The sequence below is a fragment of the Nocardioides sp. JCM 18998 genome, assembly GCF_055391535.1.
In genome coordinates this window covers 125,216-139,729 of record NZ_AP043886.1, presented here as the reverse complement: position 1 = coordinate 139,729, position 14,514 = coordinate 125,216, and the positions used below count along the sequence as shown (strand labels likewise).

Sequence of the window (14,514 nt, the reverse complement as noted above, 5' to 3'; positions counted from 1 at the left end):
GGTTCCGTCCCGTGCCACCGACCCGTCGCGCACGGGTCTCGGCTGGCTCGACCTCCGGCGGCGGCCTCAGGCGTGCTTGACCTGATACATCCGCGCATCGGCGAGTGAGAGCAGGGCGCCGGCGTCGTAGCCGGACTCCGAGGCCGACGCCAGGCCGATGCTCGCCGAGACCGGGCGTTCGCGCAGGGTGGGGCCGACGGAGCGGCGGCGCATCGCGATGCCGAGCCGGCCGAGCATCTCCGCGGCCTCCCGGGGCGTGCCGAAGGAGAAGAACGCGGCGAACTCGTCCCCGCCGAGGCGGCCGACCACGCCGTAGGGGGACGTGGCGGCGCGGAGGAGCAGGGCGATCGAGATGAGCAGCTGGTCGCCGTACTCGTGTCCGAGCTCGTCGTTGATCGGCTTGAGCCCGTCGGCGTCCGCCACCAGGACGTGCAGCTCGGCGCCGGTGTCGGCGGCGGTCGCCAGTGCAACGTCGAGGTCCTCGCGGAAGCCGCGGCGGTTGAGCACGCCGGTCAGCTCGTCGATGCGGGCGTGGCGCTCCAGCTGGGCCTCGCGCAGCTTGCGTGCCGTGACGTCACGGGCGACCACCAGGGTGTACTCGTCCTGCAGGAAGCTGTGGGTGAACTCGACGACCACCTCCTGCCCGTCGTGCCGGGTGATGGTGTCCTCGTACATGCCCTCGTAGCCGCGCGCGACGTCGGCCTCGATGGCCCGCCGGAGCCCGGAGGGGTCGACCATCCCGAGCTCGACCGAGGTGCGCCCCAGCAGCTCGGCACGGGCGTATCCGGTGAGGCGGCAGAACGAGTCGCTGACCTCGAGGTACTCACCCGAGGTCCGGTCGCACAGCACGACCGCGTCGAAGGACCTGCGCAGGATGGTGTCGAACAGCCCGCCCATCAGCGCCATCCCGACCTCGGCCGGCTCGTCCGCCGCGGCGGCGTCGCCCGCGCGGACACGCGCAGCACGCTCGCGCCACGTCAGCGGGACCCACGCGAGGAGCGGGTCCGGAGACTCCGGACCCAGGTCGTACGTGCTCATCGGACCTCCTCGGCCACACCTTAACGAGCGTCCAATCGCTCAGGCACGGATCCGCCTCGCGTGGGCGCATGCCACGCCGATAGCCTTGCGCCATGACTGGGAAGCTCAGCCGGATGTCCAATCTCTTCCTGCGGACCCTGCGCGAGGACCCGGCCGATGCCGAGGTCGGCAGCCACAAGCTGCTCGTCCGTGCGGGCTACATCCGCCGTGCCGCTCCGGGCATCTACACGTGGCTGCCGCTGGGCCTGCGGGTGCGGGCGAAGGTCGAGGGCATCATCCGCACGGAGATGGACGCGATCGGGGCCCAGGAGGTCCTGTTCCCCGCGCTGCTGCCGCGCGAGCCGTATGAGGCGACCAACCGCTGGACGGAGTACGGCGACGGCATCTTCCGGCTCAAGGACCGCAAGGACGCCGACTACCTGCTGGGTCCGACCCACGAGGAGATGTTCACCCTCCTGGTGAAGGACATGTACAGCTCCTACAAGGACCTGCCGCTGAGCCTCTACCAGATCCAGACCAAGTACCGCGACGAGGCGCGTCCGCGCGCTGGGCTGCTCCGCGGTCGCGAGTTCACCATGAAGGACTCGTACTCCTTCGACATCGACGAGGCCGGCCTGGAGGCGTCCTACCAGGCGCACCGTGACGCCTACGTCAGGATCTTCGACCAGCTCGGCTTCGACTACGCGATCGTCAAGGCGACCGCGGGCGCGATGGGCGGCTCCAAGTCGGAGGAGTTCCTCGCCAAGGCCGACGTCGGCGAGGACACCTACGTCCGCTGCACGAACTGCGACTACGCCGCGAACGTCGAGGCCGTGGCCGTCCGGGCCCCCGCTGCGCTGCCCATCGACGGACTCGCGGCCAAGCATGTGGAGGACACCCCCGACACCCCGACCATCGAGTCGCTGGTCGCCGTGCTCAACGAGAAGCACCCGCGTGCCGACCGCCCCTGGACCGCCGGCGACACCCTCAAGAACGTGCTCGTCACGCTCACCCACCCGGACGGCACCACCGAGCCGCTCGCCATCGGCCTGCCCGGCGACCGGGAGGTCGACACCAAGCGGCTCGAGGGCCAGCTCGAGCCGATCGAGGTCGCCCCGATGAGCGAGGAGGAGTTCCGCAAGCACCCCGCACTGGTCAAGGGCTACATCGGTCCCGAGGCCCTCGGGGAGGAGTCCGCCAGCAAGATCCGCTACGTCGTGGACCCGCGGGTGGTCGCCGGCACCGCCTGGGTGACGGGCGCCAACGAGGCCGGCAAGCACGTCCTCGACCTGGTCGCCGGCCGCGACTTCACCGTCGACGGCACCATCGAGGCCGCCAACGTCGTCGACGGCGACGACTGCCCCAGCTGCGGCGGCGTGGACGGCGGCGGCCACCTCGAGACCGCCAAGGGCATCGAGATGGGCCACGTCTTCCAGCTCGGCAAGAAGTACGCCGAGGCGCTCGGCCTGCAGGTCCTCGACGTCAACGGCAAGCTCCAGACCGTCACGATGGGCTCGTACGGCATCGGCGTGACCCGTGCCGTCGCCGCGATCGCCGAGGGCACGCTCGACGACCTCGGCCTGTGCTGGCCGCGCAACATCGCCCCGTACGACGTCCACGTCGTCGTCGCCGGAAAGGACGCGGCGCTCCTCGAGGGCGCCCGGAGCCTGGTCGACGAGTTGGTCGCGGCCGGCCTCGACGTGCTCTTCGACGACCGCGAGGGCAAGGTCAGCCCCGGCGTGAAGTTCAAGGACGCCGAGCTGATCGGCGTGCCGACGATCGTCGCGGTGGGCCGTGGCCTGGCCGACGGCTTGGTCGAGGTCAAGGACCGCGCCACCGGAGAGAAGCGCGACGTCTCCCTGCCCGACGCGGTCGCGTACGTCACCGCACTGGTGGAGGGCGACGAGTACGAGGGCTGAGCCCCGCTCCCGGCTCCTGACCGTCGCGCCGCGGCGCGACGGTCAGGAGCCGGGGAGCTCGGCGGGGGAGCCGCCGAAGCCCAGCTGGCGAACGGCGGCCGCGCCGAGCCAGCCGATCGCGTGGGCGCGATCGGTGCCGGTGGTCGCGGCGACCTGGTCGCCGTAGCCCGCGCTCGCGCGCTGCTCGATGGTCAGCGCGGCGGCCCGTACGCCCGCCTCGGTCCCGAGACCGTCCGGCAGGTCGTAGGCCGGCGCGGCGCCGGGCGGCTTTGCATCGCCGAGGGCGGCCAGCCGCTCGATGAGCGTGTCGCGGGTCGCGCGATGCGCCTCGTAGGAGGCGTCGAGCGCGTCGGCCAGGGGACCGGCGGAGGTGCGGCTGGCGAGCACGCCGAGCAGGTAGACCGCGGCGTGCTCGGCGGCGAGCCCGGTGCGCAGGGTGGCGATCGGCGTGCTCACGCTGCCGATCCCAGCTGCGTGACGCGCTGCGAGACGGCGGCACTCATCGAGGCGAGCAGGCGGGCGAGGTCGCCGTCCTGCACCGCGCCGGCGCGGTCGGCGATCATCCCGGCGAGGTGGGCCTCGTGCGCGCGCACCTGCTCTCGCGAGCCGTCCAAGGTCGGCGTGGGTACGGGAACCGGCGCGACGACGGGGCCGAGCCGCGTCAGATGGGCGTCGTGCAGGGAGACGAGATCGGCGAAGACGGGGTCCTTCGCGCGCAGCGGGCGCAGGGCCGAGACCAGCCCGGTGGTGGCCTCGATGACAGCGTCCACGGCCGGCTGATCGGGGTTCGCCGGCGCCGGCGGTGTGCTGCGCGGTGCCTCGAGAGCGTCCACCACCGGGCTCGAGCACCCGGCCAGCGCGACGGAGAGCGTGACCGCCAACGGGGCCACCGCGGAGATCCTCAGAGCGGCCCGTCGGGACAGCCCCGTAGCAGGGGCGGGGGTCGGGCGCGTCACGGCGCCGACCATATCGGTTGTGGGCTGTGGACCCGGTAGGGTGAAGCCCACAACTGCACCCCACAACTGGATCCAGGAGGGACGTCCTATGGCCGGACCCGGCGCTACCGAAGCACGTATCGACGACGCCATCGCACATCCGCTGCGAGACCTGGGCTTCGACATCGAGGCGATCGAGCTGACGCCGGCGGGTAAGCGCCGTGTGCTGCGGGTCGCCGTCGACAAGGACGGTGGGATCACGCTCGACGACGTCGCGGACGCGACGCGCGCGATCAACGAGATCCTGGACGACGAGTCCAGTGACGTGATGGGGCAGCTCCCGTACACGCTCGAGGTCACCTCGCGCGGCGTCGACCGGCCGCTGACCCTGCCGCGGCACTGGCGCCGCAACGCCGGCCGGCTGGTGAAGGCGACCCTGGTCGAGGGCGGTGAGGTCATCGGCCGCATCGGCGCCTCCGACGAGGAGCAGGTGACGCTCGCCGTCGCCGCCGGCAAGGGCCAGGACGCGGGGGAGCGGACCGTTCTCTACGCGGACATCGCCAAGGCCCTGGTGCAGATCGAGTTCAAGAAGAAGCACGACGACGAGGCGGAAGAGGCCTGATGGACATCGACCTGAGCATCCTGCGATCCCTGGAGCGGGAGCGGGAGATCTCCTTCGACGTGCTCGTCGAGGCGATCGAGCAGGGCCTGCTGACGGCCTATCACAAGAGCCCGGGCGCCAATCCCAAGGCGCGGGTCGAGCTGGACCGCAAGAGCGGGCACGTCCGCGTGCTCGCCGCGGAGCTCGACGACGAGGGCAAGCAGATCGGCGAGTACGAGGACACCCCGGACGGCTTCGGCCGGATCGCGGCGACCACGGCCCGGCAGATCGTGCTCCAGCGGCTGCGCGACGCCGAGGACGAGATGAAGTTCGGCGAGTTCTCCGGCAAGGAGGGCGACATCATCTCCGGCGTCATCCAGCAGGGCCGCAACCCCGACGACGTGATGGTCGACCTCGGCAAGATCGAGGCGCTCCTCCCGGTCAGCGAGCGGGTGCCGGGGGAGAAGTACGAGCACGGCACCCGCATCAAGTGCCTGGTGATGAGCGTCCGCAAGGGCATGCGCGGCCCGCAGATCACGCTGTCGCGCAGCCACCCGACGCTGGTCAAGAAGCTCTTCGCCTTCGAGGTCCCGGAGATCGCCGACGGCACCGTCGAGATCGCGGCCATCGCCCGCGAGGCCGGCCACCGCACCAAGATCGCGGTCAAGGCGACCACCTCGGGCGTCAACGCCAAGGGAGCCTGCATCGGCCCGATGGGTCAGCGGGTGCGTCAGGTGATGACCGAGCTGCACGGCGAGAAGATCGACATCGTCGACTGGTCCGACGACCCGGCCGCGCTCGTTGCCAGCGCGCTCTCGCCGGCCCGGGTCACCTCGGTGGAGATCGTCGACGAGGCGACCAAGTCGGCTCGCGTCGTGGTGCCGGACTACCAGTTGTCGCTCGCGATCGGCAAGGAGGGCCAGAACGCGCGCCTCGCCGCCCGCCTCACCGGCTGGCGCATCGACATCCGTAGTGATGAGGAGAGCAGCGAGGCGTGAGGCACGAACGCCTCGCGTGGGCTCTCCCAGGTTGAGCGAGCGACGCGGCTGAGGGACGAAGCCGCGCGAGCGAGTCGAAACCGAGCAGTGAGGCACGAACGCCTCGCGTGGGCTCTCCCAGGTTGAGCGAGCGACGCGGCTGAGGGACGAAGCCGCGCGAGCGAGTCGAAACCGAGCAGCGAGGCACGAACGCCTCGCGCGGGACGGTGCCAAGAGGTCCCGGTTCGATAACGGCCGGGCGGAGACGGTAAGATCTTTCCTTGGTGGCACGCTCTGATGATTCGACGCTGACCGGACCCGTCCGGACCTGTGTCGGCTGTCGGAAGCGGGCCGCCAGAAGCGAGTTGTTGCGGGTGACCGCGGGTCTCGTCGACGGCCACCCGGCAGTCGTCCCTGATCCCACGGGAGCCGCACCCGGTCGCGGGGCGCACCTGCACCCCACCTCCGAGTGCTACGACCTCGCGGTCCGGCGCAAGGCGTTCGGCCGAGCACTGCGGTGCGAGGGCGGGCTCAGCGCGGCTGCCGTGGGGATCTACCTCGACTCGACACACCCGATGGATACGACCAGGAACTGGAGCAACAGCTCATGAGCACTCGATGAGTACTTCGCGATGAGCGTGTCCCACCCCTAAGGTCGCAGGACCCCGGAGACTCCGGGTCTGCGGCCGCATCACAAGGAGAGAAGTGGCTAAGACCCGAGTTTCCGAACTCGCCAAGCAGTACGGCATCACCAGCAAGGACGCGCTGGAGAAGCTGAGCGCTATCGGTGAGTTCGCAAAGACCGCCTCGTCCAGCATCGAGCTGCCCGCGGTGAAGAAGTTCGAGGCGACCTACGGCGCCGAGCTCGGTGCCGGCAAGGCGCCCGAGAAGGCTGCCGAGAAGCCGGCTGCGCCGGCCCCGAAGGCCGCCCCCCAGGCTGAGAAGCCCGCCGAGGCAGCTCCCGCTGCTCCGGCCGCCGAGACCCCGGCCGCTCCGGCGGCTGCCGCTCGCCCGACCGGCCCGAAGCCCGGCCCCAAGCCGGCTCCGCGTCCGGCCGCCGAGGCGCCCGCCGCCCCGGCCCCGGTCGAGACCCCGGCTGCCGCTGCGCCGGAGGCCCCGGCTGCGGCCGCCGCTCCGGCCGCGCCCGCCCCGAAGGCTCCGGCCCCCAAGGCTCCGGCCCCGGGTCCGCGTCCGGTCGGCAAGCCCGGTGCCACCCCGCGCCCGGGCAACAACCCGTTCTCGTCGAGCCAGGGCATGGGCCGCAAGCCCGCCCCGGCCCCGCGCAACGACGGCCCCGCTGCCGGCGCGCCGGGCGGTCAGGCCGGCGGTACGCCGGGCGACCAGCGCCCGCCGCGTCCCCCGGCCTCCCGCGACGGCGCCCCCGGCGCCGGTGCCGGCCGTCCCGGCATGCCGCGCCCCAACCCGGCGATGATGCCCAAGTCCCCGGCCGCCTTCGGCGCCCGTCCCGGCGGCCCCGGCCGTCCGGGTGCTCCCGGTCGCCCGGGTCCCGGCGGTGCCGGTCGTCCCAGCCCCGGTGGCGCAGGTCGCCCCGGTGGCGGTGGCGGCGGTGGCCGCTTCGGCGCCCCGGCCGGCGCCGGTGCTCCCGGTGGCGGTGGCGCTCCGGGCCGTCCCGGTGGCGGTGGCGGCGGTGGCCGTCCCGGTCAGCGCGGCTCTACCCAGGGTGCCTTCGGTCGTCCGGGTGGCCCGTCGCGTCGCGGTCGCAAGTCGAAGCGCGCCCGTCGCCAGGAGTTCGAGGCCATGGAGGCCCCGACGATCGGCGGCATCCGCGTCCGCAAGGGCAACGGCGAGACCGTTCGCCTGCCGCGTGGCGCCTCGCTGACCGACTTCGCCGAGAAGATCAACGTCGATGCCGCTCAGCTCGTCCAGATGCTCTTCAGCCTGGGCGAGATGGTGACCGCCACCCAGTCCGTGGGTGACGAGACCCTGGAGCTGCTGGGCGAGGAGCTCAACTACGTCGTCGAGATCGTCTCCCCGGAGGACGAGGACCGCGAGCTGCTGGCCACCTACGACATCGAGTTCGGTGACGAGGGTGACGAGTCCGAGTGGGTCGTCCGTCCGCCGGTCGTGACCGTCATGGGTCACGTCGACCACGGTAAGACCAAGCTGCTCGACGCGCTCCGCAGCGCGAACGTCGTCGCCGGCGAGGCCGGCGGCATCACGCAGCACATCGGTGCGTACCAGGTGGCGACCGAGGTGGGCGGCGAGGAGCGCCGGATCACCTTCATCGACACCCCGGGCCACGAGGCGTTCACCGCCATGCGTGCTCGTGGTTCGCAGTCCTCCGACATCGCGATCCTCGTGGTCGCTGCCGATGACGGTGTCATGCCGCAGACGGTCGAGGCGCTCAACCACGCCAAGGCCGCCGGTGTCCCGATCGTGGTCGCGGTCAACAAGATCGACAAGCCGGACGCCGACCCGACGAAGGTCCGTGGCCAGCTGACCGAGTACGGCCTCGTCCCCGAGGAGTACGGCGGCGACGCGATGTTCGTCGACGTGTCGGCCAAGTCCAACCTCAACCTGGACAAGCTGCTCGAGGCCGTCGTCCTGACCGCCGACGCCTCGCTCGACCTGCGCGCCAACCCGACGCAGGACGCTCAGGGTCTGGTCATCGAGGCGCACCTCGACCGCGGTCGCGGTCCGGTCGCCACGATCCTGGTCCAGCGCGGCACGCTGCGCGTCGGCGACTCGATCGTCGCCGGCCCGGCCTTCGGTCGTGTCCGCGCCATGCTCGACGAGTACGGCAACGAGCTCACCGAGGCGACGCCCGCGCGTCCCGCGATGGTGCTCGGTCTGTCCGCCGTCCCCGGCGCCGGCCAGAACTTCCTGGTCGTCGACGACGACCGGATGGCCCGCCAGATCGCCGAGAAGCGCGAGGCGCGCGAGCGTGCGGCCATGCAGGCCAAGCGTCGTGTCCGTCGCACCCTCGAGGACTTCATGGCCTCCATGGAGAAGGGCGAGAGCCAGGAGCTCAACCTCATCCTCAAGGGCGATGTGTCCGGTTCGGTCGAGGCTCTCGAGGACGCCCTGTCGAAGATCGACGTGGGTGGCGACGAGGTCTCCATCCGGGTCATCGACCGCGGCGTCGGTGCGATCACCGAGACCAACGTCGACCTGGCCGCGGCCTCCGACGCGATCATCATCGGCTTCAACGTCCGCCCGCAGGGCAAGGCGACCGAGCTGGCCGACAAGGAGGGCGTGGAGATCCGGTACTACACCGTCATCTACCAGGCCATCGAGGAGATCGAGGCCGCGCTCAAGGGCATGCTCAAGCCGGAGTTCGAGGAGCGGTCCCTGGGTCGCGCCGAGATCCGTGCCATCTTCAAGTCGTCGAAGGTCGACAACAAGGAAGGCACCATCGCCGGTTGCTACGTCACCGACGGCGTCATCCGCCGCAACGCCAAGGCGCGTCTGCTCCGGAACAACGTCACGGTCGTCGAGGAGCTCACCATGGCCTCCCTCAAGCGCGAGAAGGACGACGTCACCGAGGTGCGCGCCGGCTACGAGTGCGGTGCCGTGCTCCGTGGCTTCGGTGGCATCAAGGAAGGCGACGTCATCGAGTCGTACGAGATGGTCGAGATTCCGCGCGGCTGATAGCCGCCAGCGAGTCGGCGCGTCCCCCTGGGGCGCGCCGACTCGGTATTTGAGAGAGTGAGAGACATGAGCAGCCCGCGCGTTCGCAAGATCGCCGACCGGATCAAGGTCATCGTCGCCCAGATGCTGGAGCGCCGGATCAAGGATCCGCGAGTCGGCTTCACCACGATCACCGACGTCCGCCTGACCGGTGACTCGCAGCAGGCCACGATCTTCTACACCGTGCTCGGCGCCGACACCCCGGCCGAGCTGGCCGAGACCGCGGCCGCGCTGGAGTCGGCCAAGGGACTGATCCGCTCCGAGGTCGCCAAGCAGCTCGGCATGCGGCACGCGCCGTCGATCGAGTTCGTCCACGACGCCCTTCCGGAGACCGCCCGTCACCTCGACGAGGTGCTCGCCCGCGCCAAGGAGCAGGACGACGCCGTCGCCGCGGCCCGCGGCACGGAGTTCGCCGGTGGCGAGGACCCGTACAAGAAGCCGCGTGACGAGGACGACTGGGAAGAGGACGAGGACTGATGCCGGCCGAGTCCGGCCTTGTCGTCGTCGACAAGGCCGGCGCGATGACGTCGCACGACGTCGTCGCCCGCGTCCGGCGCCTCGCCGGCACCCGCAAGGTCGGCCACGCCGGCACCCTGGACCCGATGGCGACCGGCGTGCTCATCGTCGGCGTCGAGCGGGCCACCCGCCTTCTCGGCCACCTCATGCTGACCGAGAAGGCGTACGACGCCACGGTCCGGCTCGGGGTCACGACCACGACCGACGACGCCGACGGCGAGTTCGTCGGCAACTGGAGCACCGCGGCGCTCGACGAGGACCAGATCCGCTCGGCCTTCGCCGAGCAGGTCGGTGCGCTGCTGCAGGTGCCGAGCGCGGTCAGCGCGATCAAGGTCGATGGCAAGCGCGCCTACCAGCGCGTCCGCGACGGCGAGGAGGTCGAGCTCAAGGCGCGACCGGTGACGGTGCACGAGCTCGGAGTGCGCCGGGTCCGCCGTGATCCGGGCGGTCCCGGGGGAGAGCTCTACATCGACGTCGACATCTCCGTGCGCTGCTCGAGCGGCACCTACATCCGCGCGATCGCCCGTGACGTGGGCGCAGCGCTCGGCGTCGGCGGCCACCTCACCGCGCTGCGCCGCACCGCCGTCGGACCGTACGGCCTCGACGTCGCGCACACGCTCGACGAGCTCGGGGAGTCCTTCCGGGTGCTTCCGATGGCCGAGGCGGCGCGACGCGCCTTCCCCTCGCTCGACCTCGACGAGGCCCAGGCCGCCGACGTCCGCGTCGGCCGCAAGCTGGCGATCGCGATCGACCGGCTGACCGCCGTGTTCGCACCCGACGGGGAGTTCCTCGCTCTGTACGAGCCGGTCGGCGCCGCGCGGGCCAAGCCCGCCGCCGTCTTCGTCTGAGGCTTGGATAGGGTGAGCCCGTGGTGAAGCTGTGGCGAGGCCTCTCCGAGGTCCCCGACGATCTGGGCCGCACCGCCGTCGTGGTCGGCAACTTCGATGGCGTCCACCTCGGCCACCAGCACGTCGTACGGCGGGGGCGCGAGCTGGCCGACGACCGGGGCCTGACCCTGGTGGCGGTGACGTTCGACCCGCACCCGATGGCGGTGCTGCGGCCCGAGCACGCGCCGGTGATGCTCTCCACCCTGGAGCAGCGCGCCGACCTGCTCGGCGCGGTCGGCGCCGACGCGGTGCTGGCGCTGCCGTTCGACCGCGACATGGCCTCGTGGACGCCGGACGAGTTCGCCGAGCGCGTCCTGGTCGGTGCCCTGCACGCCGCCGCGGTCGTGGTGGGTGCGAACTTCCGCTACGGCTGCAAGGCCGCAGGCGATGTCGCCTGTCTGGCCGCCTTCGGCACGGAGCGGGACGGGGCCGGAGAGGGCTTCACCGTCGAGGGCATCCCGCTCGACGGTGGACCGCAGGTCTGGTCCTCGACGTACGTCCGCACCTGCATCGCATCCGGCGACGTGGCAGGCGCGGCCGAGGCGCTCGGTCGCCCGTACGCGGTGCGCGGCACCGTCGTGCAGGGGGACCAGCGCGGGCGCGAGCTCGGCTTCCCGACCGCCAACGTGCCAGCGTCCGGCGCCTGCGCCATCCCGCCGGACGGCGTCTACGCCGGCTGGCTGACCCGCCGCACCGCGTCCGGTTCGTGGGACGGGGAGCGGCTGCCGGCGGCGATCAGCGTCGGCACCAACCCCACCTTCGAGGGTGTGGTCGGGCGCCGGATCGAGTCCTACGTGCTCGATCGCACCGACCTCGACCTCTACGGCGTCGAGATCGAGGTCGCCTTCGTGGAGCACCTGCGCGGCATGGTCGCCTACTCCGGGATCGAGCCGCTCATCGAGCAGATCCGGGCCGACGTGGAGCAGACCCGAGCGGTTCTCGACGGGTCGAACAGATCCTGACTGCAGCCTGTCTGCCGGCTTTAGGCGTGCCTCACCTGCTCACCTAGGGTGTGCGCATGGTGCTGCGCACGTTCGGCTGGTCCTTCGCCCTCACGGTGGCAGGACTCGTCGCCGCCCTGATCTACGGCGGGCCGAGCGCGCTGCTCTTCACCGCGATCCTGGTGGTCCTGGAGGTGTCGCTCTCCTTCGACAACGCCGTCGTCAACGCCCGTGTCCTCGAGCGGATGTCGCCCTTCTGGCAGAGGCTGTTCCTCACCGTCGGCATGGTCGTCGCCGTCTTCGGCATGCGGCTGCTGTTCCCGCTGCTCATCGTCGGTGCGACGGCGCACATCTCGCCGTGGAAGGCCTGGCAGCTGGCGCTCGAGCGCGGCGATCAGGACGCCCCGGGCAGCTACTCGTACCTCCTGCACGACGCGCATCCGCTGATCGCCGCCTTCGGCGGCGTCTTCCTGCTGATGATCTTCCTGGACTTCCTCATCGACCTCGACAAGGACCTGCACTGGCTCCCGGCCGAGCGGACCATCGCGCGCGCCGGCCGGGTGCGCTTCGCCAGCGTGCTGATCGCGCTCCTCGTCGTCGGCATCTTCGCCGTGGTCTATGACCACCACACGCATGACGTGCTCATCGCTGGCCTCGTGGGCCTGCTCACCTACGTGCTGGTCAGCCAGGCGGCGTCCCGCTTCGAGCACGGAGTCGAGGGCGACGGCGAGGGTGGCGGCAAGGCGGTCGTGGTGGCCACCGGGAAGGCCGCCTTCTGGCTTTTCATGTACCTGCAGGTCCTCGACGCCAGCTTCTCCTTCGACGGCGTCATCGGCGCCTTCGCCATCACCACCGACCCGATCACGATCGCGCTCGGCCTCGGCATCGGTGCCCTGTACGTCCGCTCGCTCACCGTCCTGCTGGTGCGCCAGGGCACCCTCTCGGAGCTGGTCTACCTCGAGCACGGCGCCCACTGGGCGATCGGCGCGCTCGCCGTGCTGTTGCTGGTCAGCGTCGAGCACGAGGTGCCGGAGGTGGTCACCGGCCTCATCGGCGTCGGCTTCATCCTCGCGGCCCTGATCAGCTCGCTGCGCTACAACCGCAGCCACGCCGAGGCCGACGCCGCTACCGAGATCGACGCCTGAGCAGCCCCGGTCCGGACCAGGCCCGGATCAGACCCGGAGCCAGGCGAGCACCGCCCGTACGCGGCGGTGGTCGTCGTCGTCGACCGGCAGGTCGAGCTTGGTGAAGATCGCGTTGATGTGCTTCGCGACCGCCTTCTCGGTGACGGTGAGGCGCTGGGCGATCGCGGCGTTGGAGCGCCCCTCCGCCATCTGGGCGAGCACCTCCCGCTCCCGTGGCGTCAGCCGGTCCACCGGCTCCTCGCGGCGGCGGGCGAGCACGGTCGCGACCACCTCGGGATCCAGGACGGTGCCACCCGCGGCGACCCGGCGCACCCCCTCCGCGAACTCCGCGACGTCGGAGACGCGGTCCTTCAGCAGGTAGCCGACGGCGCCGGTGCCCGACGCGAGCAGCTCACGGGCGTAGAGCGCCTCGACGTACTGGGAGAGCACCATCACCGGGAAGCCCGGGCGCAGCGTGCGCGCCGCGATCGCGGCACGCAGGCCCTCGTCGGTGAACGTCGGCGGCATCCGTACGTCCAGCACGGCCGCCTCCGCGGCCGGATCCGCCAGGGCGGCGTCCAGGTGGGCCGAGTCGTCGATCGCGTGCAGGATGGTGAAGCCGTGGCCCTCGAGGAGCTGCGTCAGGCCGGCCCGGAGGAGGGCGTTGTCTTCGGCGAGGACAAGGCGCACGGAACCTCCAGGGTGACGATGGTCGGTCCGCCGGCTGGGCTGGACACGGTCATCGTGCCGTCGAAGGCGGCCAGCCGGCGCATCACCCCCAGCATGCCGGTTCCGGAGCCGGGATCGGCACCGCCGCTCCCATCGTCGCCGACGATCGCGCGCAGGGTCCCGTCGCGGTGGCGCATCCGGACCCATGCGTTGCCGGCGCCGGAGTGCTTGCCCACGTTGGTCAGGCACTCCGCGATCGCGAAGTAGAGCGCCGACTCCACCGGGGCGGGCGGACGACCCTCGAGGCGCGCCTCCACCTCGACCGGGATCGGGAGGTCGAGGGCGAGGGCCTGGACCGCGCCGGTGAGCCCGCGGTCGGCGAGCACCGGAGGGTGAATGCCGCGCACCACGTCGCGCAGGTCTCCCAGGGCCGCGACAGTGGTCGCTCGCGCCTCGCTGACCAGCCGCTGGGCCCGCTCCGGATCGTCGGCGAACGCCTCCTCGGCCATCCCCAGGCTCATCGACAGCGCCACCAGCCGGGCCTGGGCGCCGTCGTGCAGGTCGCGCTCGATGCGACGCAGCTCGGCCGCGGCATGGTCGACCACGTCGGCGCGGGTCTCGGTCAGCACCGCGACGCGATGCTCGAGGCGCTCGGTGTGCCCGTAGGTCAGGAACAACAGGTCGAGCCGTGCCCGGGCTCCCATGATCGGCTCGGTGCCGTACCACCAGATCACGCCGGTCACGATGCAGACCAGGAGCAGCACGTTCAGCAGCGACAGCGCGAAGCCGACGGTCAGCGAGACCAGCGCCCAGGCGAGCTCGCGCCAGGTCATCGGGTCGAGCGCCCAGACCATGAGGCGCTCGTAGATCTGCGCGCCCGGCGGCACCGGCCGGTAGTCGGGCGGTGCGTCGATCCCGAGGATGCGCCCGGCCATCGCACGATGACGGCCCGCGACCCAGCGCAGCAGCGGAAGGCTGACAGCGATGATCGGCAGGCCGATGACGGCGATCGTCAGGACGCCGCCGATCGCGCTGAGCACGAAGGCGAGCAGCACCGGTACCCACAGCAGGACGTGCAGGGCGGCGTACCCGGTCATCCGGAGTCGTCCGGCCGGAGCGGGCCGTACGGTCGGCTCGATCCGCTCGAGGGGCAGGGGAACGGTGGTCACGCTCCCATCCTGTCTCCTCGCCACCGCTCCGCGCAGGGGTGCTAGCACCACCATCGGTTCGGGTCCGCACACCACCGACAGGAGGACGCGGGCTCGCGAGGCTGGTGA

Annotated in this window: 14 protein-coding genes; 9 read left to right on the top strand and 5 right to left on the bottom strand. The window is 71.6% G+C overall.

Annotated elements, in window-relative coordinates; genetic code table 11:
- Positions 1-66: 66 nt before the first annotated feature.
- Positions 67-1,038, bottom strand: a complete 972-nt coding sequence (locus tag ACZ5L9_RS00680) for a GGDEF domain-containing protein (protein WP_464532377.1) — start codon at positions 1,036-1,038, stop codon at positions 67-69.
- A 92-nt stretch (positions 1,039-1,130) separates the two neighbouring features.
- On the opposite strand from ACZ5L9_RS00680, the gene ACZ5L9_RS00675 reads away from it, so the two are divergent.
- On the top strand, positions 1,131-2,936 hold the full coding sequence (locus ACZ5L9_RS00675; protein ID WP_464532375.1) for a proline--tRNA ligase: 1,806 nt from the start codon (positions 1,131-1,133) through the stop codon (positions 2,934-2,936).
- Between the two features lie 42 nt (positions 2,937-2,978).
- Here ACZ5L9_RS00675 and ACZ5L9_RS00670 read toward each other — a convergent pair whose 3' ends face one another.
- The gene (locus ACZ5L9_RS00670) at positions 2,979-3,392 is read right to left on the bottom strand and encodes a DUF4439 domain-containing protein (protein ID WP_464532372.1); all 414 of its coding nucleotides are present in this window, start codon (positions 3,390-3,392) and stop codon (positions 2,979-2,981) included.
- Positions 3,389-3,826 (bottom strand): hypothetical protein, encoded by a 438-nt coding sequence (locus ACZ5L9_RS00665; RefSeq protein ID WP_464532370.1) that lies wholly within the window; start codon positions 3,824-3,826, stop codon positions 3,389-3,391. Before ACZ5L9_RS00665 ends, ACZ5L9_RS00670 begins: the two co-directional genes overlap by 4 nt.
- A 154-nt stretch (positions 3,827-3,980) precedes the next feature.
- Here ACZ5L9_RS00665 and rimP point away from each other — a divergent pair, with 154 nt between their 5' ends.
- The 8 genes from rimP (at position 3,981) to ACZ5L9_RS00625 (ending at position 12,589) form a co-directional block, all read left to right on the top strand.
- Entirely contained in the window at positions 3,981-4,493 is a 513-nt protein-coding gene (gene rimP / locus ACZ5L9_RS00660; protein ID WP_464532368.1) for a ribosome maturation factor RimP, read from the top strand.
- Entirely contained in the window at positions 4,493-5,470 is a 978-nt protein-coding gene (gene nusA, locus ACZ5L9_RS00655) for a transcription termination factor NusA (RefSeq protein WP_464532365.1), read from the top strand. Before rimP ends, nusA begins: the two co-directional genes overlap by 1 nt.
- A 263-nt stretch (positions 5,471-5,733) precedes the next feature.
- The gene (locus ACZ5L9_RS00650) at positions 5,734-6,060 is read left to right on the top strand and encodes a YlxR family protein (protein WP_464536774.1); all 327 of its coding nucleotides are present in this window, start codon (positions 5,734-5,736) and stop codon (positions 6,058-6,060) included.
- A gap of 94 nt (positions 6,061-6,154) precedes the next feature.
- Positions 6,155-9,061: a translation initiation factor IF-2 gene (gene infB, locus ACZ5L9_RS00645; RefSeq protein ID WP_464532363.1), complete on the top strand. Its 2,907-nt coding sequence runs from the start codon at positions 6,155-6,157 to the stop codon at positions 9,059-9,061.
- Positions 9,062-9,127: 66 nt separating this feature from the next.
- Entirely contained in the window at positions 9,128-9,577 is a 450-nt protein-coding gene (gene rbfA / locus ACZ5L9_RS00640) for a 30S ribosome-binding factor RbfA (RefSeq protein WP_464532361.1), read from the top strand.
- Entirely contained in the window at positions 9,577-10,464 is an 888-nt protein-coding gene (truB, locus tag ACZ5L9_RS00635) for a tRNA pseudouridine(55) synthase TruB (protein ID WP_464532359.1), read from the top strand. The genes rbfA and truB overlap by 1 nt, the downstream gene beginning before the upstream one ends.
- A 23-nt stretch (positions 10,465-10,487) precedes the next feature.
- Positions 10,488-11,465, top strand: a complete 978-nt coding sequence (locus ACZ5L9_RS00630; protein ID WP_464536772.1) for a bifunctional riboflavin kinase/FAD synthetase — start codon at positions 10,488-10,490, stop codon at positions 11,463-11,465.
- Between the two features lie 56 nt (positions 11,466-11,521).
- On the top strand, positions 11,522-12,589 hold the full coding sequence (locus ACZ5L9_RS00625) for a DUF475 domain-containing protein (RefSeq protein WP_464532357.1): 1,068 nt from the start codon (positions 11,522-11,524) through the stop codon (positions 12,587-12,589).
- A gap of 27 nt (positions 12,590-12,616) precedes the next feature.
- On the opposite strand, the gene ACZ5L9_RS00620 is transcribed toward ACZ5L9_RS00625, so the two are convergent.
- Both ACZ5L9_RS00620 and ACZ5L9_RS00615 read right to left on the bottom strand, forming a co-directional pair.
- On the bottom strand, positions 12,617-13,258 hold the full coding sequence (locus ACZ5L9_RS00620) for a LuxR C-terminal-related transcriptional regulator (RefSeq protein ID WP_464532354.1): 642 nt from the start codon (positions 13,256-13,258) through the stop codon (positions 12,617-12,619).
- A complete protein-coding gene (locus tag ACZ5L9_RS00615; protein WP_464532351.1) occupies positions 13,210-14,406 on the bottom strand; it encodes a sensor histidine kinase in 1,197 nt (398 codons plus the stop codon). The genes ACZ5L9_RS00620 and ACZ5L9_RS00615 overlap by 49 nt, the downstream gene beginning before the upstream one ends.
- Between the last annotated feature and the right edge of the window lie 108 nt (positions 14,407-14,514).

What these genes read in the sequence shown, in the direction of transcription:
- ACZ5L9_RS00680 (WP_464532377.1), bottom strand. Translation starts at nt 1,038, where the DNA reads ATGAGCACGTACGACCTGGGTCCGGAGTCTCCGGACCCGCTCCTCGCG.
- ACZ5L9_RS00675 (WP_464532375.1), top strand. Translation starts at nt 1,131, where the DNA reads ATGACTGGGAAGCTCAGCCGGATGTCCAATCTCTTCCTGCGGACCCTG.
- rimP (WP_464532368.1), top strand. Translation starts at nt 3,981, where the DNA reads ATGGCCGGACCCGGCGCTACCGAAGCACGTATCGACGACGCCATCGCA.
- nusA (WP_464532365.1), top strand. Translation starts at nt 4,493, where the DNA reads ATGGACATCGACCTGAGCATCCTGCGATCCCTGGAGCGGGAGCGGGAG.
- rbfA (WP_464532361.1), top strand. Translation starts at nt 9,128, where the DNA reads ATGAGCAGCCCGCGCGTTCGCAAGATCGCCGACCGGATCAAGGTCATC.
- truB (WP_464532359.1), top strand. Translation starts at nt 9,577, where the DNA reads ATGCCGGCCGAGTCCGGCCTTGTCGTCGTCGACAAGGCCGGCGCGATG.
- ACZ5L9_RS00625 (WP_464532357.1), top strand. Translation starts at nt 11,522, where the DNA reads ATGGTGCTGCGCACGTTCGGCTGGTCCTTCGCCCTCACGGTGGCAGGA.